We start from the raw sequence: 23,064 nt of genomic DNA, 5'->3' as shown, positions 1-23,064 counted from the left end.
AAGGTGTGATGGCAATGAAAGAATATAAAGGTTATTTGGTGGATCTTGACGGAACAATGTATAAAGGATCAAAGCAAATTCACGGAGCATCTGAATTTGTTGAATACTTGGAAAGTAAAAATACACCTTTCCTATTTCTGACTAATAACTCCTCCAAAACAGTAGGGCAAATTTCTGAAAAATTGAACAACCTCGGAGTTAAAGCTAAACCAGACCAGGTTTATACTAGTAGCCTTGCCACAGCTGACTATATTAGAAATGAAAAAGAAGGTGCTCGTGTTTTTGTGATTGGTGAAGAGGGGCTTTCCCATGCGATCAAGCAAGAAGGCCTGGAACTTGTGGAGGATCATGCAGATTATGTGGTGATCGGGATTGATCGAAATATAAATTATGAAAAATTCGCCAAAGCTTGTTTGCAAGTTCGCTCGGGTGCGACTTTTATTAGTACAAATGGAGATATTGCTATCCCTACGGAGCGGGGAATGATGCCTGGGAATGGTGCATTAACTTCTGTGATATCAGTTAGTACTGGGGCTGAGCCTATCTTTGTAGGTAAACCGGAGCCATTGATTATGAAACGCGCTTTGAAAAGGTTAGGTTTTTCCGAAGCAGAGGTTCTAATGGTCGGTGATAACTATAATACGGATATCAAGGCAGGTATGAAAGCTGGTATAGACACATTGATGGTAGAGACAGGTTTGAGTTCGTTTGATGAAATTAAGGACATGGAGCATCAACCCACCTATAAATGTGATAATTTGTTACAATGGTTGATCCATTAAAAAAGAGCCGGGGAGGGCTCTTTTTTGTTTGACTTAGTTCAAGTTTATTGCCATGGACTTAGATAGGGACCGAAGAACACGGCTATAAATAACACGTGCATACTGATAAAATACGTGAGCTGTATCGGGATGGACCAGTCTCTGACTTTTGCACCAGTCCTTAATATCCCATAGGATAACAGCGCAAATCCCAATAAGAAAAAGAGTGGACTTCCAGGGAAACTTAAGTAAGAGGGGGCAAACCGATTTAGTGCATCTGGGAACATAGGGTCTCTGACAAGAACTGCTGCTACCAAATAAATAAGGATTCCGGAATATAGTACCCATGGACGATCCTGATCGAGGGCATCTTTCTTGATGAACATAAGTATTATGATGAATAGTAGCGGCCAGAGGAACCAGAAAATTGAAATCAGAAAGGTAAATAAGCTGTATGATAACATCCCCATGGTTTTACCGAGAGCGTGTAATAGTGATCGTTTGGTGATTTGATCAGCTTTTTCAATTACATCTGAGTTTTGGGAAGCTAACAAAAGGCGGTGTCCCTCGCCGTCTTGATCGACCCAGACAACGGTCCGATCATCAATACTGACCGGAAAATTAGATAACTCAGGGGTATTACTTAATCTGGTCACAACACTTTGACCTTCTGACTGAATTTGTGCTTGATAGATGTTGAATTGATCTGACTCACGAAAGGTTGTTTCGGTGGCACCAATCGCTTTAAAAAAGAGCAGAGATCCCTTATTGAGTGATTGTATCTTTATATCAGAAACTTCCCTTAATTCACCATCAGTAAAGGGATCATTAAAGGTCACTTTGCTTAAATTCGGATTTTCGTTTACAGGGCCTTCACTATAATAGTAGAAATTTTGCATTTTTCCTGAAGCGCTTTGTTTAAGCACCGTCGACACAAGCAACTTAAGAGTATCATCATGAATAGTGAATTGGATATCTCTGATTTCTTCGGAGTCATTAAGAGAAAATTGAGATTCTCCTAATTTTTCCACTTCGTTATTTTCCAACATGTAATAGTTCAGCTGATTTCCTGCTTTAGTTACTTCACTTGTTAATAAATAGGTTCCTGACTGTGTTTCTTCCGCTAGCAATTTAGTATGAGTGTTTTCTATTGTCAGGAGTTCTGTACTTTCTAAATTATCCATTTCAATAGCGAAAAGTTTTTGATCGTTCATATAAAGCGCTTGACTCTCTAAAGGATAAAAAGATTGAATATCTGTTATTTTATCGCCAGTTTTTTCATCGTACAGACTATAATAATCTGCATAAATCATTCTGTTTCCATTTATGTAAAACTGAGTGAATTTATCTACTGGGACATCGTAGGTTACTTGGTCCGTCATGTTAAAATCTTTATCATAAAAATTTTGCTGAATTCCTTGTTCGGTAAGAAATGATATAGTCGGTTGACCATCCTGTGAGCTTACATTTGGTCGGCGAAGAACAGGAGTCTTTCCTATATCTAATTCCCGACTCCATTCTTCATCTGGCGGTTGTGTTACCTTATCGTAATTTTGAGAAAAAAGCAGGCTGATACCAATTAATACAATCATCGTTGGGAGAAGCCAGACAAGTTTCTGCTTCACTTTTTTCATGTTCCGTTTTCCCCTTCCTTTTTTTGTCTTTTATATCATACGTTCTTAGTCATGCAAAGGTTTCAGAAAATTAAAAAACACTATGCAGTGTCATAGTGTTTTTTAAGGTATATTCATTATTAGTCTTCTGTATCCCCTGCAATGCTGTGAGCAAGTCTGCTTGATGCTGCAGCTGCGATTGCCCCCACGATATCATCAAGGAATGTGTGGCATTCTCCGGATGACTTATCATTTAACTTCTGTAAAATTCCAGGTTTCTGTTTATCGATGTATCCATAATTGGTAAAGCCGATGGAGCCATATACGTTTACGATGGAGAATGCGATAATTTCGTCAATTCCATATAAGCTCTCATCCACTTCAATGGTGGATTGAAGGGGCTCTTCTAACATGTTTTTTTCAGCTAAACGATCCATCTGGATTCCAGTAATAACCGCGTTTTGTACTTCACGTTTTGTCAAAACTTTATTGACATTATAGCGGCAATCATCCATGGACAGTTCATCATGGTACTTCGATTGTAAATAATAGACGAGGTCAGCGATATCGTCGATCGACACTCCTCGTTCGATTAACCACTCTCTTGCGGTCTTTTCAAGGTGCGATATTTTTCTTTCTTCTGCCATATTGAAAACCTCCCAACTCGTCATGACTTGCCCTGTTCCATACCCGCGTTTATTATTGCACAAACAGAAGGTGTTATGTTTATTATATCAAATTTTCTGACACAGGGTGCAAAGCAGATTGAATGTTTGCGCCCATTTTGGACTCGATTGTATGGTAAACTTAGGAAAAGATACTGGAGGTGTTCTCAATGGATAAACCAAAAATATTTATTACACGCCGTCTCCCGGAAGAGGTGATAGATCCTTATAAAAGCAAATTTGATATTGAAATGTGGCCGGAAGAGCAAGAGCCAGTAACTCGAGATGTTTTGCTGCAGAAATCAAGTACATGTGAAGGTCTTTTAACGATGTTGGGAGATAAGGTGGATGAGGAACTTATCCAACAATCAAAAAATCTCTCCATCGTTGCTAACATGGCTGTAGGATACGATAATGTTGATGTTCCACTTGCTGAAAAACATAAGATTGCTGTCACAAATACTCCAGATGTCCTCACTGAAACCACTGCAGACCTTGCGTTTAGCCTCTTGATGGCAACAGCGAGACGCCTTTTGGAAGCTAATCAGTTCATTAAAGAAAATAATTGGAACCATTGGGCTCCGTTGATGCTTGTAGGAAGTGATATCCACCATAAGACAATTGGAATAGTGGGTATGGGGAGGATTGGGGAAGCTGTTGCAAGAAGAGCGAAAGGATTTAATATGAATGTACTGTATCATAATCGTAGCCGTAAACCGGAAGCGGAAGAAGAGATCGGTGCAGAGTTTGTTTCCTTTGATACATTGCTGGAGCAGGCGGATTATGTTGTATGTTTAACCCCACTCACAGACGAAACGAAGTATCTGTTCAACAAAGAAGCATTCCGGAAGATGAAGGATACCGCTTTTTTTATAAATGTTTCTCGAGGAGCGACAATGGATGAAACAGCTCTGCAGGAAGCTATTGTAGATAAAGAAATTGCGGGGGCGGGACTGGATGTCTTCGAAAATGAGCCAATCGATGCTGCTCATCCCTTACTTGGTCTTCCTGAAGTAATTTGTTCACCACATATTGGGTCGGCAACTAAGGAAACAAGGTATAAGATGATGTGCATGAGCTTAGATAATCTTGTCCATCATTTTGAAGGAAAGCCGTTAATTAGTCCGGTAACATAAAAAAAGGACCGTACACGCAAATGTACGGTCCTTTTGTCATGGTTGTATTAGAATACTTGCTCCACTTCATAAATGCCTGGTACTTCTTGAGCGAGCGCGCGTTCGATTCCTGCTTTCAACGTGATTGTGGAACTAGGGCAGTTTCCGCAAGCACCCATAAGTCGCAGACGTACAATTCCGTCTTCCACATCGACGAGCTCAACGTCTCCCCCGTCACGAAGTAAAAATGGGCGAAGTTTATTCAGTACTTCTTGAACCTGTTCATGCATGTTCAATCTTCCCCTTTCTTAAGTATTATTATAAAACGAATTTCAAAAAAAATCTATGGTTGTCTCTGTTTCTTCTTATGATTATTGAGAACTATTATCATTTTATCTTTTTTCACTTCTTTTGTAAAATGAAAGAAAATAATAGGTCTTGAGGGGTTATGTCGATGAATGAACAAAATGTCCGTCTAACAGTTTATGGAGCAGAAGTGAAATGTGCAAGTTGTGTGAATGCTCCAGGCTCAAGAGAAACGTATGAGTGGCTTCAAGCAGCTATTGCCAGAAAGTACGGAGAGACAGGAATAAGCTATGAATATTATGATATTAATTCTGTCCATCAAGAGGGCGCAGATGGGATGATTATTCAACAGATCTTAGATGATGAATTATTCTATCCACTTGTTCTGGTGGAGAACGAAATTGTCGGTGAAGGGAATCCTAGGTTGAAAAACATCTACAAGGCTTTAGAAAATCATGGTTTGCAACAATTGGATCATTCCTAACAGTTTTCACTGTGAATATGGTAAAATGGGAAAAGAATAGGGTTTCATCCACGTTATGAGGTGAAGCGGATGAATCCATTGATTGAATTTTGTATCAACAACCTGGTAAGCGGATCACAGGAAGCAAAAGCTATACTGGAGAAAGATCCTGACCTTGATGTTGTCGAATATGGTTGTTTGCGTAATTGCGGACTTTGTTCACAGACTTTATATGCTCTTGTAGAGGGAGAACGCATCATGGCCGATACACCTGAAGAACTCGTAGATAAAATATATCAACATATGGACGAAACCCTATAGAAGGTGAAACCATGATGAAAACAAAAGGTATCCTGGATGGGGATGCCTTTTGCTGTTCATTCCTGATACAGGAAGTTTGATAAAAAGATTCTCGATTTAGTATACTAATAATAAGATTAGAAAGGAGAGGCTTGGTATGATTCTAAATATCACAGATGCCGCTAGTCACCAGATAAAAGAGATGATGAAAGAGGAAGAAGGAGACGTGCGTCTTCGTTTCGGTGTAAAAGGTGGAGGCTGCAGTGGGTTGTCTTATGCCATGGGCTTCGAGGATGAAATAAACGAAGAGCTTGATCTGACAGAGGAATCAGCTGGAATTCCGGTTGTTATTAACAGGCAGGACGCTGCAATCGTTGAAGGTACGACGATAGATTTTAAACAAAATATGATGGGCGGTGGCTTCACGATTGATAACCCGAATGCCATTGTTTCCTGCGGCTGTGGATCTTCTTTCAAAACAGCGACAAATGCAGGCACTCCAGATCCGAACTGCTAACATTAATCAAACCTTTCTGTTCAAACAGAAAGGTTTTTTATATCCTGCAGCATTAATGCTCCTTATTCTTGAAAACTCAGTTTTGAGACGTTAGTTTGTGAATATGGTCGGTGGGTAAACGAATCGCTTTCCTGGGTGAATGGGGCAAGCCAGCTAAAGCTCTGCGGGTCTCGCCTGCCCATCCATTCCTGCAGGAGTATCGCCGTTCCCCGAGTCGCATAATCCCCCCACAAGCATCTCGAATTCAATTCTTCAACAATCCTGCTATATAGTTAAATAAAGGCAAAAAAGGAAGAAGACCCCTGAGAGGTTGCTTCTTCCTTTTGGTAATTATGAAAACAGACTAGTGGAGTGTTTAGGTTGGACGCGTGCACCAGGGTCGATGTACGCTTTTGCATTGTTTACGGCAGTGGGCCCTTCACCGAATCCGGAAGCAATTAATTTGACTTTGCCTGGATAGGTACAAATGTCTCCCGCTGCGTATATCCCTTTTATATTTGTCTCCATTTTGGAGTTGACAACAATACTGTTTTTTTCGATTTCGAGCTCCCATTCTTTAATCGGTCCAAGAGATGAGATAAAACCGTAGTTTACAATGACATCATCCACATCAATTGTTTCCACGCGCTCTCCTTTGACTTCTTTCAGTTCTACCTGTTCGATGCGTTCTTCACCAATCATCTTCTCAGGAGTGAATGGTGTCATGATTCTTACCTGCGATTCATTTAATTGGGACACACTATGTTCATGAGCCCGGAAATTGTCTCGTCTATGGACGAGGGTCACCTGTTTGGCAATGGGTTCAAGCATCAAGGACCAGTCGACAGCGGAATCGCCGCCTCCTGCAATCATCACTTTTTTATCACGGAATTGGTCCATGTTACTTACGTGGTAATGCAAGTTTGTACCTTCGAACCTTTCTGTGTCTTCAATCTTCAGTTTTCTAGGTTGGAAAGCTCCGTTTCCTGCTGTAATGATGATCGTTTTTGTATAATGAACTTCTTTATCTGTCGTTAATTTAATGGTTTCATCTTCCATACGCTCGACTGATACAACTTCTTGGTTCAGGGCAATGGTGGGATCGAAAGCCATTGCTTGTTCTTCAAGATTATCGATCAAATCTTGTGCGCGTACTTTTGGAAATCCAGCCACATCGAAAATATATTTCTCAGGGTATAATGCTGTCAGTTGCCCCCCAAGGTGGGGCAGGCTTTCGATAATTTTGACGCTGGCTTCCCGCATACCGCCATAGAAAGCAGTGAACAGACCTACAGGGCCCCCACCGATGACCGTAATATCATATATTTTATCACTCATAATTACCCTCCTGATGAAAATTTCACTAAAATACATTCTATCATAAAAAAATTTGCAATGGGAACAATGAACGATTGTAAACCCTTTCACAAAAGTGAATTATCCTATTATTTCGACAACTATATTTTTGTTGAAAATGAATTTAAAAAGGTCTAAGATGAGGTTAGACTATATGTTAATAATTTGTGACAATTATCCCCTGATTTCCACAGGTTTTTTTATTGGTTTTTTGTGTGAAATGAGTCACAAATAGAAAGATGAAGGATTTTAAAACTACAAGATGGAAGTGATTATTCATGAAAAATCCTAATATTGTCATTCTAGGTGCCGGTTATGGCGGCATCATGACAGCTGTCAAATTGCAAAAAAGCTTAGGGGCCAATGATGCGAATGTGACGTTGGTCAACAAACATAGTTACCACTATCAGACGACATGGTTACACGAAAATGCAGCAGGCACCCTTCATCATGATCGTACACGCATTCAAATTAATGATGTCGTCAATACAAGCAAGATTAATTTCGTCCAGGATACAGTGACAGAAATAAAACCACAAGAAAAGAGAGTTTTGCTTGAAAATGGTGAGTTGTCCTACGACTATCTTGTCATCGGGCTTGGTTTTGAGGCAGCTACATTCGGGATCTCTGGTTTGAAGGAAAATGCGTTCACAATTGGGAGTATCAACAGTGCCCGTTTGATTCGTCAACATATCGAATATAATTTTGCGAAGTACAATAATGAAGCGGATAAAAAACAAGAGCGCTTGAACATCGTTGTTGGTGGCGCAGGGTTCACTGGAATTGAATTCGTAGGTGAGCTTGCGAATCGTATTCCTGAACTATGTAAAGAGTATGATGTCCCGCGTGAACAAGTCCGCATTATTAACGTGGAGGCTGCTCCTACGGCCCTTCCTGGATTTGACCCTGAACTTGTTGAATATGCGATGAACTCATTAGAAGCTCGTGGCGTTGAATTCAAAATCGGTGCGATGATTAAGGAAGTTACAGAAAACAAGCTTGTATTTGAAAAAGATGAGCAGCGGGAAGAAATTGAAACAAATACAGTCGTATGGGCTGCAGGAGTACGTGGAAACTCTCTGGTTGAAGAAGCAGGATTCGAAGCGAATCGGGGACGGATACCAGTAGGAGATGACCTTCGCCCTAAAGGCTTTGAAGATGTCTTCATTGTAGGAGACTGTGCCTTGATCATGAACGAGGAGACAGAACGCCCTTACCCGCCAACTGCACAGATTGCAATTCAAGAAGCGGAACATACTGCAGCGAACTTGACTCGTCTAATTAAAGGGGACAGCCACTTAGAACCATTCGAGCCGGACTTGAAGGGTACGGTAGCATCTCTTGGTCACAACGATGCTATTGGTGTAATCTTTGATGATAAGAAATTGTTCGGTTGGTCTGCGACAGCGATGAAGAAAATCATCGACAACCGCTACCTCTTGAAACTTGGTGGTATTCCACTAGTGCTTAAAAAAGGTAAACTGAATTTCTTCCAATAAATCTTATATAAGAAGCGAAAACAGTGTGCTGTTTTCGCTTTTTTAGGTGCGATATTTTACCCACCAGGGAATGACAAAACCATAGAAGGTACCATTGTAAGTTGTTAAAGGCGAAACGCCCCTTTTATTGTAAATCAACTCCAGCACCCAACCTTGCAACAAAAGCACCCTGCCAATGGAGGTGAAGAACGCCTTCGTCCGGTCGTTTTGCGTATCCGTTTCGGATCTTCTAAGGCTCTTGCGCTTTTTATGCAACCGTTATAGAATGAGGTTTGGGTTAATGTGTACGGTTCTACAGATTTTAGGGGGAAGCGATTTTGAATATTGTGCAATTCGTCGTATCTATGCTATTGTTTTTTGTTTTATTTTTCGGAATTTCCTTTTTATTGAATATGCTTTTAAGATCATCCTGGGTTATGTCTTTCGTATATCCGGTTATCGTTTTACTTATCATTGATGATTTTCCCTGGACAGAGTATTTCTCACAGCCAGGTACAGCTATACCTGCAGCTTTTGAGGATTTGGTCAACTTAAAGCCTGTTGATATTATTATTTTGGCAAGTGGTTTTGTTGGTACGATTGTAGCAGGAATTGTTATAAGGAAACTTCGAAAAAATGGATACCAAATGTTTTAGGATTTTTCTGCTGGAGACACTTTTGTTTCCAGCAGTTTTTTGTGTAATCCATAAAGAATTGAATAAAATTGGACAGCTTGGACATGATTACACCTAGAGGTGATTTCATGAAAAAGCGTACCAAGTACACCTTTTTCTCTTTGTTATTCCTTTTGGCATTATACAGTACGGTTACCAATGTGACGAATTTATCGATAGAAGACTTTGATGAATGGATTGCAACCAAGTTCCAGGGAGAAACTCTTGATGGAGAATCACTCAGGGATAAAGGCCAGGATCTTGATGAGAAAAGTTTAAATGTGAAAAAGGCGCAACAGACCTATGTTTCCAGTGCTGTTGTAGAAGCAGTAAAAACTTTAGAAGAGTCTTTAGATCTAAGTCAGTACCCTACGCATGAAGTAGTTGCAACGGGCTACACAGCTGGTGTTGAATCTACGGGGAAAACACCTGAACACCCGGGTTGCGGGGTTACCTTTTCTGGTGTGAATGTTAAGAGAGACTTATATTCTACAATTGCTGCTGACTTGGATTTGTTTCCTTTAGGTACTGTTTTGTTTATTCCTGGTTATGGATATGGAGTAGTAGCCGACATCGGCGGTGCCATTGAAGGGAATAAAGTCGATCTATATTTTCCTACTGTGAGTGATGTTTATGAACAATGGGGAAAACAAACGCTGGAGGTTTATGTGATCGAAGAAGGTTCCGGCCAATTGAGTGAAGGAGATTTAGAAAAGTTGAATCAGAATGAGTCCTTGCAAGTATTTCGATCTCAAATGAAGCAATAAAAAATCTCTTCCGTACGTTTAAGCGGAAGAGATTTTTGTTTTTTTATCCAGCTTGTTGTGTGCTATCCATTCACCATTAATAGAGGAGGGAATGGAGGAGGAATGTTAATAGAATACCTGTCAGGCCACCGAAAAATACTTCAATCGGTTGGTGTCCAAGAAGTTCCTTCAATTCTTCTTTTTTCTGATACCCCTCTTTTTGTTGCCAGTTTTTCGCTTCGCTCATAAAGCGATTAAAATCATTCAACAGTATATTGAGCATGATGGCCTGCTCACCTGTTTGTCGTCTGACTCCAGTGCTATCAAACATGACGATAATACTGAAGACACAAGCAATGGCGAATACGGATGAACCGAATCCTTGCTCGATGCCTACACCCGTGGCAAGGGCAGTTACGGCAGCGGAATGGCTGCTCGGCATGCCACCTGTACTAAAGGCAAGACTTGCATTGAATTGTCTCGAAGCTATAAATTGAATTGGAATTTTGACGACTTGGGCAAATAAAATGGCAGCAATTGATGCCCAAAGAGGGAAATTATGTAGCAGATCTAATAGCATTTTGACACCCTTTCTAATCTCCGGGGGATAAAAAAATGAAGTTTATGTAGTTTTCATGCGTGATTTTCTTTAGAAATGGAGCATCGCTATTATATCATAATTTGATTTTCAAGGTAATTTATATGAGAAGTGAAGAGTGGTATTGGTGATATTTTTCGGGAGGAAAAGAAACGAATTTTATGTATACTTGGGATGGAGGTGTTTTCCATGTTCACAATAAATAATAAATGGACAGAATCTGATGCATTGCTTTTTGGACTCTTCGAGGACCAAAATGTAAACGAAAATCACTTAATGAAAGTGAAGGATGAAATTGGTGTTGATTTGAATCCCTACATACAAACTGGACACTTGAGCTCCACTAGAAGGCAACTGGAGAAAGTGCTATTGCCTGAAAATGATAAGCTTCAACGAATCTATGTTGTTGGGATGGGATCCTCTCATGATATGTCAGAGGAACATTATAGAAAAACCATGGGGCTTGCTTTTCAGAGGTTGAAGAAGGATGAGGTAGAATCTCCAGCTATTTTTCTTGATAGTTTTATTCCGGTTGGCTGGAGTGCTGAACGGTGCTCGGCATTGATTTCTGAGGTAATGCTGACCTCCACGTTTCGTCTACCTTCTTTTAAAACGCATCAAAAGGATGAAAGGGACACAGATTCGCTTGTGGTCTGGACGAATCAGGAGCAGCATATCATTCAAGCAGCTTTTGAAAAAGGGCGTGCATTCGCTGATGGAGTGAATACAGCTAGATATTTGGTCCACTTGCCGGCAAACATATTGACTGCATCTGAAATGGCAGAATTCGCTACAACAATGGCGGAGGATTATGATTTCGAGATAAATATTTTAGATAAAGAGGACATGGAAGAGCTAGGGATGGGGGCTTTACTTGCTGTCAATCAAGGCTCCACGGAACCACCGAAAATGATTGTCCTCAAATATCAGGGGCTTGAAAAGTGGGATGATATAACAGCATTAGTAGGTAAAGGAATAACATATGATACTGGTGGCTATTCAATCAAGTCGAAAACAGGGATGCCAGGTATGAAAGGGGATATGGGAGGAGCAGCAGCGGTTCTTGGTGCGATGGAAACGATTGGCCGAATGAAGCCGAAGAAGAATGTTTTAGCTGTGATCCCATCCTCTGATAACATGATCTCCGGAGATGCATTCAAACCAGATGATGTCATCACATCCATGAGTGGAAAAACGATTGAAGTGCTCAATACAGATGCGGAAGGCCGTCTTGCTTTGGCTGATGGAGTAACTTACGCGCAAGAAAGGGGTGCTTCCCGTGTCATCAATGTAGCTACATTGACAGGGGGAGTGGTTACGGCTTTAGGCTCCTGGATGACTGGTGCGATGACAAATGAAGAGAACTTTTATAAAGATATTGAACAAGCAGGTAAGGAAGCCGGAGAACCAATGTGGTTACTGCCATATAATGAAGATTACAAGGCACAAGTAAAGAAAAGTGATATTGCTGATCTAAATAACTCACCGACTAGGAAGGCACATGCTATCATGGGAGGAGCCTTTGTAGGAGCTTTTGTAGAAAAAGTCCCATGGGTCCACCTGGATATTGCTGGAACTTCGATGTCAGAGAATGCTCATGAGCTTGGTCCAAAAGGGCCTACAGGTGTCATGGCAAAAACTTTAGCTGGATATATTATAAAATAGTTCCTTGTGAGCCTTCCTTTTGGGGGAGGCTCTTTTTACTGAGGATATCTCCAAGCTCCAGAGTAGGAGAAGACGTCCTTTTTTTTGAAGGCCGGCTTTTTATGACATACTTTCGGAGGGCGGTTGGCGGATATCTTAACGAAAGTGGCGGATATATTGATCCAAGCGGCGGATATAAAGTTACGGCCAAGTTTTATCAGCAAACCACATGAAGCTTTTGTTCTTTTTACTAGGCATTACCCCAAGCTTTCATCGTGCGAGGAGTATAGGATGTAGGAAGGCTTGTTGGGGGGATGAAGCATGGCTTTTTTCTTAACGGTGTGGAAAAGATTCCTTCGTTTGTCTCCATGGAAATCCGCTTCCTTATTAAGTGTTATGGAAAAGAATGTCGGGACAGTTCTATTAATTCAGACAGCAGATGAAGCTTATTATGGCAAAATAGAACGGGTTTGGAACAAAGAAGTCCTTATAGGTATAGGGGATCGTATCGCAGTCTTAAAAGTAAAAGATATTACTAACATCGAGGGTAAATAAAGCACCCCCTACAGAGGTAGGGAGTGCATTGTGATCAATCCTGTATAGCAGCCTCAAGAGCTACTTCGATCATTTCGTTGAATGTCGTTTGACGTTCTTCCGATGTGGTCTCTTCTCCTGTAAGGATATGATCACTTACTGTAAGAACGGACAAGGCCTGACGATTGTATTTAGCTGCTAATGTATATAGGGCTGTTGTTTCCATTTCAACTGCCAATACGTTGTATTTAGCTAGCAGATTGAAAAGATCCATCGCTTGATCACGGTAGAAACTATCACTCGTAAATACGTTACCGACTTTTAGTTTTAACCCTTTTTCTGTTCCTGCATCATAGGCATTTTTGAGAAGGACGAAATCAGCAGTTGGAGCGAAATCAATCCCTCCGAAGACCATACGGTTCATTTGTGAATCTGTCGTTGCAGTGGAAGCAAGAATGACGTCACGCACTTTCACGTCACTTTGTAAGGCACCACAAGATCCTACGCGAATCAGTTTCTGTACGTCGTAACTTTCCATCAGCTCATTGATATAAATAGAAATGGAAGGAACACCCATTCCTGTTCCTTGAACGGAGATTCTCTCTCCTTTATAAGTACCTGTATAGCCGTACATGCCACGGACTTCGTTGTAGCATGTTGCATCTTCTAAGAAATTTTCTGCAATGTATTTTGCTCGTAGCGGATCCCCGGGAAGAAGAATTTTTTCTGCGATATCTCCGGGTTTTGCACCGATATGTGTTGTCATCGTAATGACCTCCTCCATTTATTGACAGGCTATGTTTCCTTCTATCAGAGTGCCTTTGACTTTATAAAATTACCATACCCTCTAATAGAAAACAAATACAAAAAAGCGCTATCATTCGTTTATTCCCTGAAGTACTGCCTTTCTAAATCATCAAGTTGACTTTTGGCACTTTGGTTGAATTCCGTTTCCCTTCGTGTCAACTTCATTTTCAAAGCATTTACGGCTTCTTTCAGAGAATCTTTGTAGTTTGGAATAACTCCATCATGAGGTTTGACGGCCTCTTTTTGTACATTTGCCTTTTCGTTATAACTTAATGCTTTCCGTTGGTGGAAGAAAACATTTTCAGTCTTGCCTGGATTGTGAAGGTCACCTTGCATCGGGTGTTTCTCAACAGCTAGAACTTTTACAAGATAAAAGCGGTTGCGGTCCTCCACAATTTCTCCAATATAAATTCCTGTTTTATAATGGGCTTTTACGATGGTGCCTTGTTCCATATCTGACATGAGCTCATTCCTTTCATTTCAGCATACCTCTTTCATTGTATCAATTTTTAAAATGTGAAGAAATCGTGACACACTTAATCGCGGAGTTTTATTTTGATATACTTACAAAGAAGGGTGTGATGTACGATGATGGAATTCCTTTATTTTCCAGAAGATAAAACGGAATACATTCCCGCAGTTATTATGTTGATGCTATTTATTGTCGGTGCTGCTGTAACGATGATTTGGATTATAAAAGTATCGCAAAAGGAAGAACATAAAGTGGATCAGTCATACGGAGCTACTAAACAATGGGATGATCAAAACGAAAAGCCACGTCAGGGCAGATAGCCTTACGTGGCTTTGTTATATTTTTGCAGAGACATGGGGATACTAGCCATGGAATATCCCTTGGAACGGAGGATCATAATGAAGATTTGGATTGGTGTTATTAGCATAGGGCTATTATTGATGGTGGGATGCTCAGGAGAAGAAAGGTCACCTTTAGAGACATCCGTTTACAATGCGGAGGATGACAAAATCGGTACGGCCACATTAACAGAACAACCGGGAGGAGTTCAGGTTAAGTTGAAGGTGGAAGGTATTGAACCAGGGATGCATGCTGTGCATATTCATGAATTTCCTAAGTGCGATCCGCCTGATTTCAAAACTGCAGGAAATCATTTCAATCCACTCTCTAAAGATCATGGGTTGATGAACGCTACGGGTGCGCATGCAGGAGATATGCCGAACGTAGAGGCCGACGCCAGCGGAATGATTGATGCGGAGTTGATGTTACCAGAAGCGAAACTTAAAGAAGATCAGATGTCTTTACTAAGAAAAGAAGGGACCTCCATTGTCATACACAGTGGACCAGATGATGGGATGTCTCAGCCTGCAGGAAACTCAGGGGAGCGTATTGCATGCGGGAAAATCACTTTGAATGCCGATGAAGATGAAACGAGTGATCCGACTGAGCCTGACAAAAAACAAGAAGGAAATTAAAAAGTCTCCGAATCCGGAGACTTTTTCCTGTTTATATAAAGAAAGTTATTATGGAATAATAGGGTTTACTAGATGTCATGACACTTGTTGTCTCCATCCGCTGACGAGTTCGGTAATATAGGCTTTGAATATGAAGATTACCCTCATCGATGAGTGTATGTTTTATTTGAAAAAACTGTATTAAAGTGATTGAACAGCGTTAATAATTCTAGAAACTCCGTCTTCCAGAATGGACTTTGGGGCAGCGATATTCAAGCGCATGAACCCTTTACCTTCTTCCCCGAAACTGGCTCCATCATTTAACCCTACTTTCGCTTGTTTTTGCATAAATGATTTTAATTCTTTTTGTTCCATGTGGAGTTTTCGACAATCTAACCAGAGAAGATATGTACCTTCTGCCGGGATAACACGGATGGAAGAAGTTTCATTATGGAACCTTTCCATTACATAATCACGATGATTCTCTAAAACTTTATTCAGTTCTTCCAACCAGCTTTCGCCATACTTATATGATGTTTCCAAAGCTGTCAAACCCAAAGTATTAAGCATCATCATCCCCTGGTTCTTGAATTGCTTATCTACCTTCGTTTTGTCTTCTTTGTTCGCTATTACAAGGTAAGAAGCTTGGAGTCCGGCTAAATTAAAAGTTTTAGTAGGAGAAAGGCAAGTGATCGTATGCTGATTCACTTGTTCAGATAAATTTGCAATCGGTACATGTTTTTGGTTGCTATAAATAAGGTCAGCATGAATTTCATCTGCAACAATTTTCACCCCGTGTTTTAAACAGATGGTTGCCAATTCTTCCAATTCATCTTTCGTCCATACGCGACCAACAGGATTGTGAGGATTACAAAGGATAAACATAGTGACATGGTTCTCTTTGATCTTTCTTTCGAAATCCTCAAAATCTATCTCATAATATTCCCCTTTCATTATTAGCGGATTCTTGACGATGTGTCTGCCATGATCTTTCACTACACTGTAAAAGGGTGGGTACACAGGTGTTTGAATAAGGATATGATCACCGATGTCGGTCAAGGACTGGACGATCATATGTAAAGAAGGAATGACGCCGGGACTGTAAGTAATCCATTCCGGATCAACTTTCCATTGATGACGTTTTTCCAACCAATTCGTAATTTCATTTTTCACCAATTGATCAGGTAATGTATATCCGAAAATGCCATGTTCGACTCTTTCTTTTAATGCGTTTGTAACAGCTTCAGGGGTTTTGAAGTCCATATCGGCTACCCACATTGGGAGGACATCTTTGTCCTGATATAAATCTTCAGCCATATCCCATTTGACGGATCTTGTGCCTCTTCTTGATATAACCTCATCAAATCGTTCCATGTGCAATACCTCCATTATCTTTTTTTATATCATAACCGAAAAAAATAGCCTAATGAAAATATACTGTTTTTTATTAAATCTAATAACTTCGAAGGCGGGTGATTCCTCATGGCTCGTCTTTTATTGATTAATATTTGGGGGATTGCAGGATGTTGGGCAGGTGGTCGAAGTTAAAAAAGGCAAAAAAAAAGCAAAGCGAACGTTCGCTCTGCTTACACAGGGGGAATACGAGAAAGTCTTACGTTACTTAATATAACCAGATTTCATAGATTATAAACCTATTTTTTTATTTTTTTGAGAAAAGTCAGAAATATGCAGGTTGTTTTGTTTGACGTGTTAGTAAATACATTACTATATCATGGATGGTGAACTCTGTGAGGTGGGAGATGAATATCAATCGAGGGTATGTTCTTGTTCCTTTGTATTTTGGTTAAGATCATATAGAAGATTCATAGCTTTAAGGACATCTTGTTCTGAGAAATCCCGGGTTTTTCTTAAAATAAGCTTTGTACGTTTCACACCGACTTCTTGAATTAGCTCTCTCAATTCTTGGTCAATTAATGTTGTGTCTTCCTCCTCGGTTTCCATTAATTCAGAGGCGGGGATATCCAAAACGGTTGAAACTTTCAGAACTGTATCAAGCTCCGGTAGTCGTTCATCTGATTCATAACTCTCGAGTGTTTGCACACCTATTCGGGCTTTGAGGGCAAGCTCTTCTTTCGAGAAATTCTTCAGTTCCCGGTATTTCCGGATATTGTTACCTATAGACATAACATCCTCCTCCCTTCTTTCTTTTATTATATCATTATTACCTCCCATGGATTATGAACGTTTTCTGAAGTTTGTATCCACCTTTGCTAAATACATCGTTTTGTGATAAAATCATTTATTGCGTGAAAAGAAGCGAATATTAAATAAATCAGGAGTTGTATAGCATGTCAGATAAGTTTCAAGAAGGTCAAGTATTAGAAGGTAAAGTAACAGGGATTCAGCCATACGGAGCGTTCGTTGCTCTAGATGAGAAAGTTCAAGGTTTGGTGCACATTTCTGAAGTGACTCATGGTTATGTGAAAGACATCAATGAGCACCTTTCAGAGGGTGACGAAGTTCAAGTTAAAATTTTGAACATTGATGAAAAGAGCAACAAATACTCTCTTTCCATCCGTGCGACACAAGAAGCACCGAAAGCTGCAAGTCGTCCACGTAAACAAGCTGCTCCAAAGCAACAGCAAGAAGAGTCAACAGCTGGATTTAACACGTTGAAAGACAAGTTGGAGGACTGGATCAAACAGTCCGACGACCGTGAGAAGTTCCGTAAATAACAAGTGGGAATAATAGTTTGAAAAGGACCAGGTCATTTTTTTGACCGGTCCTTTTTTGTTCTTTAATCAAGGTCCTCTTGTTACACAAGGAGCCCCAGCGAGTCATAGAGTGTTGTTCAAGTCGAGTAAGTTACTGCGTTTTCTCCCTCATTATGTGTTAAATTATTTCTTTCCGGGAATTTATTTGGAGGACTCTGCCGCAGTTGTTTTTTCTTGTTCGGCAACAGGTAAGAAATAGAGGGAAATAGCAATCAGTCCACTAATGCCGACGAGCGTATAGATAACACGTGCTAGAGCTGCGCTTTGTTCACCACCACCGAATAAACCTGCGACGAGATCGTACTGGAATAATCCAATCAACCCCCAGTTGATCGCTCCGACTATGATTAACAACAGGGCGACACGGTTGATCCAATTCATAAAAAAACCTCCTTCTTCCGTTGTTTTCTTTTATAGCTTGAACATGGGAAAAATAATTATACAAATTGCATATCTTTTGAGAATACATAAAAATTCGGAGATAATATGAGAGTACGCTCAGATAAGAAAGGAGTATTTCTATGGATGCATTTACGTTTCATAATCCAACAAAATTAATATTCGGTAAGGATCAAATTACACAACTACCAACGCAACTTCCTTCTGGAACTAAGAAAGTTCTCGTCGTGTATGGTGGGGGTAGCATAAAGAAAAATGGTGTCTATGACCAAGTCATGGAACAATTGAATAAAGTGGACGTGGAAGTTCTGGAACTATCTGGTGTAGAACCCAACCCTAAGCTGACTACCGTTGAGAAAGGTGTAGACCTTTGCAAAAGGGAAGAGGTTGACTTCTTGCTTGCAGTAGGGGGCGGAAGCGTTATTGATTGCACGAAGACAATTGCGGCAGGGGCTAAGTACGACGGTGCTCCTTGGGATCTTGTGACAAGAAAAGCGACGCCAGAGACTGCATTACCTTTTGGAACTGTATTGACCTTAGCTGCTACCGGCTCTGAAATGAATGCTGGAGCAGTCATCACCAATTGGGAAACGAATGAGAAATATGGTTGGGGAGCAGCTCCACTTACGAACCCTGCTTTTTCTATTTTAGATCCAGCAAACACGGTGAGTGTGCCAAAGGACCAGACGATATACGGTATTGTTGATATGATGACACACTTATTCGAACAATATTTCCATAATCCAACTCCATCCCCTGTACAAGATGAAATGGTGGAAGGTGTGTTAAGAGCTGTTATCGATACAGCACCGAAACTGCTTGAAAATTTAGAGTCTATAGAACACCGGGAAACAATCCTTTATGCAGGAACGATTGCTTTGAATGGGATGCTGCAAATGGGGTACCGTGGAGACTGGGCTAGTCATAATATCGAGCATGCGGTATCAGCTGTATACGATATTCCGCATGCAGGGGGTCTTGCTATATTATTCCCGAACTGGATGCAACATAATATCGATGTGAATGAACAGCGCTTTGTTCAGTTGGCAACGAAAGTCTTCGGTGTGAATCCAGAGGGTAAGAGTAACCGTGAAGTAGCAGAAGAAGGTATTCAGGAGTTACGGAAGTTCTGGACATCTATCGGTGCTCCCGAAACGTTGCGAGACTATGATATTGGTGATGACCAATTTGATGTCATCATTGATCGTGCAATGAAACGCGGACCATTTGGTAACTTTAATAAATTGCATGAAGACGATGTGGAGAAAATTCTACAATTGTCCAAGTAAGATTATAGGTAGCAAAAAAGGAAAGCTCAGAGTATCCTGCTCTGAGCTTTCCTTTATATGCTCATTAAACAATATGGCAGGTTAGTTGAAGACATAATCTCGGGATGTTGGGGGGAGTTAAGGTTTGTGGGGGAAGGGACTCGCTTTCCTGGGGGGGAACTGGCAAGCCCCCTCTGGCTCTGCCTTCCGGGGTCTCGCCTCGCTCCCTCTCCCGCGGGAGTCTCCCCCTTCCCCCACGAACCTTGCCATATGAGTTGCTCGAAATCGACCACCAACAACCTTACTCTAGAAGCCGAAGTATAGCACTTCAGGCATGTGATCAAAGCAACTTCCTCTTCATCCAGCACCCTGTCAATGAAGATGGTTTCGAGATAATTATATGGAAAGGGGTGGAGGGAAACGGTGAGACTCCTGTGGGGTCTGCGGGACAGGTGAGACCCCGCCGCAGAGCTTTAGCCCGAGGAGGCTCAGCGCCCGCCCCACGGAAAGCGAACCTTTTTCCGCAGCCCCAAAATGGACACAACAGTATCGAAGCTGAGTTTTCAAGATAAGGGAGCTTTCGTGGAGGGGGAGTTTAAGATGTAATAAAATTTCGTTATGTATCCGTTTACAATTGTAGCATTGCTTGATTTGATGGTGAGGTTTCGATAAAGTGAAATTGGTCCAAGTAAAAAAATGACGATTTGGAGGGTCATACATGACACATGTTCGTTTTGATTACGAAAAAGCATTGCCATTCTTTAGTGAGCACGAACTTGAATATATGGAAGGAGCTGTATCACTGGCTCATAATTCTTTACATGAAAAAACTGGCGCAGGTAACGACTTCTTAGGCTGGTTGGATCTACCAGAAGATTACGATAAAGAAGAATTCGCGCGCGTTAAGAAATCTGCTGAAAAGATTAAATCAGATTCTGATGTATTGTTAGTCATCGGGATTGGTGGCTCCTACTTAGGTGCCCGTGCAGCGTTAGAGATGCTGAACCATAGTTTCTACAATGAACTTTCTGGAGAAGACCGCCAGACACCACAAGTTTTCTTCATTGGTAACAGTATCAGCGCTCCATATATGAATGAGCTTTTTGATGTGCTTAAAGGGAAAGATGTTTCTATTAATGTTATTTCTAAAAGTGGAACGACGACAGAACCGGCGATCGCCTTCCGCATTTTCCGTAAATTCCTTGAGGATAAATATGGAGTGGAAGAAGCACGTAAGCGTATCTATGCTACAACAGATAAAGAAAAAGGTGCATTAAAAACTCTTGCCAGTGAACAAGGCTACGAAACATTCGTCGTTCCGGATGATGTAGGTGGGCGTTATTCTGTACTTACTGCTGTAGGACTGCTTCCAATCGCTGCAAGTGGTATTGACATTGATGAAATGATGGAAGGTGCTGCAAAGGCTCGCCAGGAACTGAGTACAGAAAAACTGTCGGAAAACCCTGCTTATCAGTATGCTGCTGTCCGAAACGTCTTGTATAATAAAGGGAAAACGATTGAGATGCTGGTAAACTACGAGCCGTCTCTTCAATATTTTGCTGAATGGTGGAAGCAGCTATTTGGCGAGAGTGAAGGCAAAGATCAAAAAGGGATTTTCCCTGCATCAGCAAACTTTTCTACAGACTTGCACTCTCTTGGTCAATATGTGCAAGAAGGGAGAAGAGATTTATTTGAAACCGTTCTTCATGTAGAAACTCCTTCTTCTGATATTTCAATAGAGGAAGACGCCCAAAATTTAGATGGTCTGAATTTCCTTGCGGGTAGTACGGTGGATGAGGTCAACGAAAAGGCCTATCTCGGAACAATGCTTGCCCACACAGATGGTGATGTTCCGAACTTGATTTTACATCTGCCTAAGCGAGATGCTTATACTTTCGGTTATCTTGTGTACTTCTTTGAAAAGGCATGTGCAATCAGTGGTTATCTGCTAGGTGTGAACCCGTTCGACCAACCTGGGGTAGAAGCTTATAAAGTGAACATGTTTGCTCTACTTGGCAAACCAGGGTTTGAAAAGGAAAAAGAAGAATTAGAAAAACGTCTCAAGTAAAAATGAAAGCTCCGATCATCTATGAAATAAATGGTCGGAGCTTTTCTTGTTCGCTTAAAAAATTCAATAGTTTTATATTATCATGCACAGTGACACCTTACTCCAGAGCCCAGCCATGCCTCTTTTTCCTTTGACGCATGGGCTTTTGCTCTTTGGGCATAGTAAGACATAAAGGAGTGATGATGGTGATCCCTTTAGAAACCCCACTTACAGGGAATGTGTACACTTTCAATGACGTTGAAAATGAATTGAATGCTCTAGGATTTAAACTTTCTGATAACTGGGATTATGAACACGGTTATTTTGACTATAAATTGGATGACCATGTCGGTTACCAGTTCATTCGGTTACCCTTCGTCGTTACATCAGGATCTCTTGACGCCCCAGGTGATTATGCCATGATTGAGATGAAAGAGCCATTCCTTCTTTCTCATAAATACAATCCCGGTCTCGACGATAACGTGAAAGAAGGGAATGTGCGGGCTATGTTCGATCAATTTCAGGAACCTGTTGATAAAGATGCCTCTTTTCCTGAAGAAATGATTAATAAAGGGAGAGAATTGTTAGCAGAAGTAGAACAAGTTTTAATCTCGAAGGGGTGAAAAGACGACTAAAACATCTCCTTCCTCCAATAAAATATCTGGGTGAAGATCAAACGAAAGGTCTTCCCCCTTTTTTATTCCTATGATTTGGTAATGTTGCTTCAAAAAGTGTTCATAAGCTGTCAAAATAGATTTGCCGACTAATTCCCCTTTAATGATTTCTTCATGAAATTGCCTTTCTGTCAATAAACTCAAAAGAAGTTGGAATGGTTTTACTGGATCGTTTCGATAAAGTTCTTGATAAAATAAGCTGCTCATAAAATCATTCGAACGGATGACTGTATTAGCTCCTGCCCTTTCTGCGTTGATTTTTTGCTTTTCGGTCAACACTTCTGCAATGATGAATAGACCAGGGTGATGACCTTTTAAAGAAACAATTTGGTGGATCACTGCCTGATCGGATTGCTCTTCTTCAAGAGAAGGATCGGCTGTGATAATAGCTATTCTTGCACGGCTGAGGTTTGCTTGTTCTAAGGTCTCTTCATCTGTTGCAGATCCGCGTACGAAATGAACGTTGGAAATATCTTGATAGAGCCGATCCATTGTGCGGTCGATAAGGACGATTCGCTCCTGCAGGTGTTGTTCTTGAAGCATGATGATCAAATGTCTCGTCCGTTCATTCCAACCAATTAGAACGAGATGGTCGCTCCCTTTAAACGTCACTTTTCCTTCTGTTAAGTCAGCCTCATGTTTGACGGTTGAGGCGGAGATGGTTGCCATATAAAATGTGACAAGACCACCACCTGATAGAATGAGAAAAAGAGCAACGATTTTTCCTGTTGTACTTAAAGGAACATAATCGCCATACCCCACTGTTGCACCTGTTACAAATGCCCACCACAATCCATCGAAAAATGTGGGAAAAGTAGCGGGTTCCAGGAGATGTATTATGAATCCGAAAAAGCCCATGGTTAGAAAAACTGTTCCAATCAAGCGTATGAACAATGGAAGTTGAAAGTAAAGACGAATGATATGCTGCATGGCATACGCTCCCTTTTTACCTTTAGTATG

The 23,064-nt window shown here is 40.9% G+C and carries 27 protein-coding genes; 16 read left to right on the top strand and 11 right to left on the bottom strand.

From position 1 onward, the window contains the following. The first annotated feature begins 14 nt into the window (after positions 1-14). The gene (locus BMZ58_RS03460; protein WP_075035612.1) at positions 15-782 is read left to right on the top strand and encodes a TIGR01457 family HAD-type hydrolase; all 768 of its coding nucleotides are present in this window, start codon (positions 15-17) and stop codon (positions 780-782) included. A gap of 44 nt (positions 783-826) precedes the next feature. On the opposite strand, the gene BMZ58_RS03455 is transcribed toward BMZ58_RS03460, so the two are convergent. Then, on the bottom strand, positions 827-2,395 hold the full coding sequence (locus BMZ58_RS03455) for a hypothetical protein (protein WP_075035177.1): 1,569 nt from the start codon (positions 2,393-2,395) through the stop codon (positions 827-829). Positions 2,396-2,514: 119 nt separating this feature from the next. After that, positions 2,515-3,021: a phosphatidylglycerophosphatase A family protein gene (locus BMZ58_RS03450; RefSeq protein ID WP_075035176.1), complete on the bottom strand. Its 507-nt coding sequence runs from the start codon at positions 3,019-3,021 to the stop codon at positions 2,515-2,517. A 188-nt stretch (positions 3,022-3,209) separates the two neighbouring features. Between BMZ58_RS03450 and BMZ58_RS03445 the strand changes: the two genes are divergently transcribed. Continuing rightward, positions 3,210-4,175, top strand: coding sequence for a 2-hydroxyacid dehydrogenase (locus tag BMZ58_RS03445; protein WP_075035175.1), 966 nt, complete (start codon positions 3,210-3,212; stop codon positions 4,173-4,175). A gap of 47 nt (positions 4,176-4,222) precedes the next feature. On the opposite strand, the gene BMZ58_RS03440 is transcribed toward BMZ58_RS03445, so the two are convergent. Beyond that, on the bottom strand, positions 4,223-4,444 hold the full coding sequence (locus BMZ58_RS03440) for a NifU family protein (protein WP_035511544.1): 222 nt from the start codon (positions 4,442-4,444) through the stop codon (positions 4,223-4,225). Positions 4,445-4,608: 164 nt separating this feature from the next. On the opposite strand from BMZ58_RS03440, the gene BMZ58_RS03435 reads away from it, so the two are divergent. The 3 genes from BMZ58_RS03435 (at position 4,609) to BMZ58_RS03425 (ending at position 5,740) form a co-directional block, all read left to right on the top strand. Then, the gene (locus BMZ58_RS03435) at positions 4,609-4,944 is read left to right on the top strand and encodes a YuzD family protein (protein ID WP_075035174.1); all 336 of its coding nucleotides are present in this window, start codon (positions 4,609-4,611) and stop codon (positions 4,942-4,944) included. 69 nt (positions 4,945-5,013) lie between these two features. Further along, positions 5,014-5,244 (top strand): YuzB family protein, encoded by a 231-nt coding sequence (locus BMZ58_RS03430; RefSeq protein WP_075035173.1) that lies wholly within the window; start codon positions 5,014-5,016, stop codon positions 5,242-5,244. Between the two features lie 136 nt (positions 5,245-5,380). Continuing rightward, positions 5,381-5,740, top strand: coding sequence for a HesB/IscA family protein (locus BMZ58_RS03425; RefSeq protein ID WP_075035172.1), 360 nt, complete (start codon positions 5,381-5,383; stop codon positions 5,738-5,740). Between the two features lie 330 nt (positions 5,741-6,070). On the opposite strand, the gene BMZ58_RS03420 is transcribed toward BMZ58_RS03425, so the two are convergent. Beyond that, positions 6,071-7,057, bottom strand: coding sequence for an NAD(P)/FAD-dependent oxidoreductase (locus BMZ58_RS03420; protein ID WP_075035171.1), 987 nt, complete (start codon positions 7,055-7,057; stop codon positions 6,071-6,073). A gap of 296 nt (positions 7,058-7,353) precedes the next feature. On the opposite strand from BMZ58_RS03420, the gene BMZ58_RS03415 reads away from it, so the two are divergent. From BMZ58_RS03415 to BMZ58_RS03405, 3 genes are all read left to right on the top strand, one after another. Next, positions 7,354-8,574 carry an NAD(P)/FAD-dependent oxidoreductase gene (locus BMZ58_RS03415; protein ID WP_075035170.1) on the top strand — a complete coding sequence of 407 codons (1,221 nt, stop codon included), beginning with the start codon at positions 7,354-7,356 and terminating at the stop codon, positions 8,572-8,574. Positions 8,575-8,891: 317 nt separating this feature from the next. Further along, positions 8,892-9,209, top strand: coding sequence for a YuiB family protein (locus BMZ58_RS03410; RefSeq protein WP_075035169.1), 318 nt, complete (start codon positions 8,892-8,894; stop codon positions 9,207-9,209). 107 nt (positions 9,210-9,316) lie between these two features. Beyond that, the gene (locus tag BMZ58_RS03405; RefSeq protein ID WP_075035168.1) at positions 9,317-9,994 is read left to right on the top strand and encodes a 3D domain-containing protein; all 678 of its coding nucleotides are present in this window, start codon (positions 9,317-9,319) and stop codon (positions 9,992-9,994) included. A 76-nt stretch (positions 9,995-10,070) separates the two neighbouring features. On the opposite strand, the gene BMZ58_RS03400 is transcribed toward BMZ58_RS03405, so the two are convergent. Continuing rightward, complete coding sequence (locus BMZ58_RS03400; RefSeq protein WP_075035167.1) at positions 10,071-10,553, bottom strand: divergent PAP2 family protein; 483 nt, start codon at positions 10,551-10,553, stop codon at positions 10,071-10,073. A gap of 207 nt (positions 10,554-10,760) precedes the next feature. Between BMZ58_RS03400 and BMZ58_RS03395 the strand changes: the two genes are divergently transcribed. Then, a complete protein-coding gene (locus tag BMZ58_RS03395) occupies positions 10,761-12,236 on the top strand; it encodes a leucyl aminopeptidase (RefSeq protein ID WP_075035166.1) in 1,476 nt (491 codons plus the stop codon). Between the two features lie 300 nt (positions 12,237-12,536). Beyond that, complete coding sequence (locus tag BMZ58_RS03390; protein ID WP_075035165.1) at positions 12,537-12,770, top strand: hypothetical protein; 234 nt, start codon at positions 12,537-12,539, stop codon at positions 12,768-12,770. Between the two features lie 34 nt (positions 12,771-12,804). On the opposite strand, the gene deoD is transcribed toward BMZ58_RS03390, so the two are convergent. Further along, positions 12,805-13,515 (bottom strand): purine-nucleoside phosphorylase, encoded by a 711-nt coding sequence (gene deoD / locus BMZ58_RS03385; RefSeq protein WP_075035164.1) that lies wholly within the window; start codon positions 13,513-13,515, stop codon positions 12,805-12,807. Positions 13,516-13,634: 119 nt separating this feature from the next. Further along, the gene (gene kapB / locus BMZ58_RS03380) at positions 13,635-14,018 is read right to left on the bottom strand and encodes a kinase-associated lipoprotein KapB (RefSeq protein ID WP_075035163.1); all 384 of its coding nucleotides are present in this window, start codon (positions 14,016-14,018) and stop codon (positions 13,635-13,637) included. 126 nt (positions 14,019-14,144) lie between these two features. On the opposite strand from kapB, the gene BMZ58_RS03375 reads away from it, so the two are divergent. Then, positions 14,145-14,348 (top strand): hypothetical protein, encoded by a 204-nt coding sequence (locus tag BMZ58_RS03375; protein WP_075035162.1) that lies wholly within the window; start codon positions 14,145-14,147, stop codon positions 14,346-14,348. Between the two features lie 78 nt (positions 14,349-14,426). After that, positions 14,427-15,002 carry a superoxide dismutase family protein gene (locus BMZ58_RS03370; RefSeq protein WP_075035161.1) on the top strand — a complete coding sequence of 192 codons (576 nt, stop codon included), beginning with the start codon at positions 14,427-14,429 and terminating at the stop codon, positions 15,000-15,002. A 180-nt stretch (positions 15,003-15,182) separates the two neighbouring features. Here BMZ58_RS03370 and BMZ58_RS03365 read toward each other — a convergent pair whose 3' ends face one another. Further along, complete coding sequence (locus tag BMZ58_RS03365; protein ID WP_075035160.1) at positions 15,183-16,355, bottom strand: MalY/PatB family protein; 1,173 nt, start codon at positions 16,353-16,355, stop codon at positions 15,183-15,185. Positions 16,356-16,748: 393 nt separating this feature from the next. Next, on the bottom strand, positions 16,749-17,126 hold the full coding sequence (locus BMZ58_RS03360) for a helix-turn-helix domain-containing protein (protein WP_075035159.1): 378 nt from the start codon (positions 17,124-17,126) through the stop codon (positions 16,749-16,751). Between the two features lie 164 nt (positions 17,127-17,290). Between BMZ58_RS03360 and yugI the strand changes: the two genes are divergently transcribed. Next, positions 17,291-17,677: a S1 domain-containing post-transcriptional regulator GSP13 gene (yugI, locus tag BMZ58_RS03355; protein ID WP_075035158.1), complete on the top strand. Its 387-nt coding sequence runs from the start codon at positions 17,291-17,293 to the stop codon at positions 17,675-17,677. Positions 17,678-17,857: 180 nt separating this feature from the next. Here the strand turns inward: yugI and BMZ58_RS03350 are convergent, their stop codons facing one another. Beyond that, complete coding sequence (locus BMZ58_RS03350) at positions 17,858-18,097, bottom strand: DUF378 domain-containing protein (protein ID WP_075035157.1); 240 nt, start codon at positions 18,095-18,097, stop codon at positions 17,858-17,860. A gap of 140 nt (positions 18,098-18,237) precedes the next feature. Here BMZ58_RS03350 and BMZ58_RS03345 point away from each other — a divergent pair, with 140 nt between their 5' ends. The 3 genes from BMZ58_RS03345 (at position 18,238) to BMZ58_RS03330 (ending at position 22,053) form a co-directional block, all read left to right on the top strand. Next, positions 18,238-19,404, top strand: a complete 1,167-nt coding sequence (locus BMZ58_RS03345) for an iron-containing alcohol dehydrogenase (RefSeq protein WP_075035156.1) — start codon at positions 18,238-18,240, stop codon at positions 19,402-19,404. A 697-nt stretch (positions 19,405-20,101) separates the two neighbouring features. Then, the gene (locus BMZ58_RS03335; protein WP_075035154.1) at positions 20,102-21,451 is read left to right on the top strand and encodes a glucose-6-phosphate isomerase; all 1,350 of its coding nucleotides are present in this window, start codon (positions 20,102-20,104) and stop codon (positions 21,449-21,451) included. Positions 21,452-21,636: 185 nt separating this feature from the next. Beyond that, positions 21,637-22,053, top strand: coding sequence for a YugN-like family protein (locus BMZ58_RS03330; RefSeq protein WP_139207279.1), 417 nt, complete (start codon positions 21,637-21,639; stop codon positions 22,051-22,053). On the opposite strand, the gene BMZ58_RS03325 is transcribed toward BMZ58_RS03330, so the two are convergent. Next, entirely contained in the window at positions 22,036-23,034 is a 999-nt protein-coding gene (locus BMZ58_RS03325) for a potassium channel family protein (protein WP_075035152.1), read from the bottom strand. The genes BMZ58_RS03330 and BMZ58_RS03325 overlap by 18 nt on opposite strands. Between the last annotated feature and the right edge of the window lie 30 nt (positions 23,035-23,064).

This window comes from Halobacillus dabanensis, from assembly GCF_900114165.1.
Classification (GTDB): Bacteria; Bacillota; Bacilli; order Bacillales; family Halobacillaceae; genus Halobacillus; species Halobacillus dabanensis.
The sequence above is the reverse complement of the archived record's forward strand: the minus strand, read 5'-3'. Positions and strand labels throughout refer to the sequence as shown.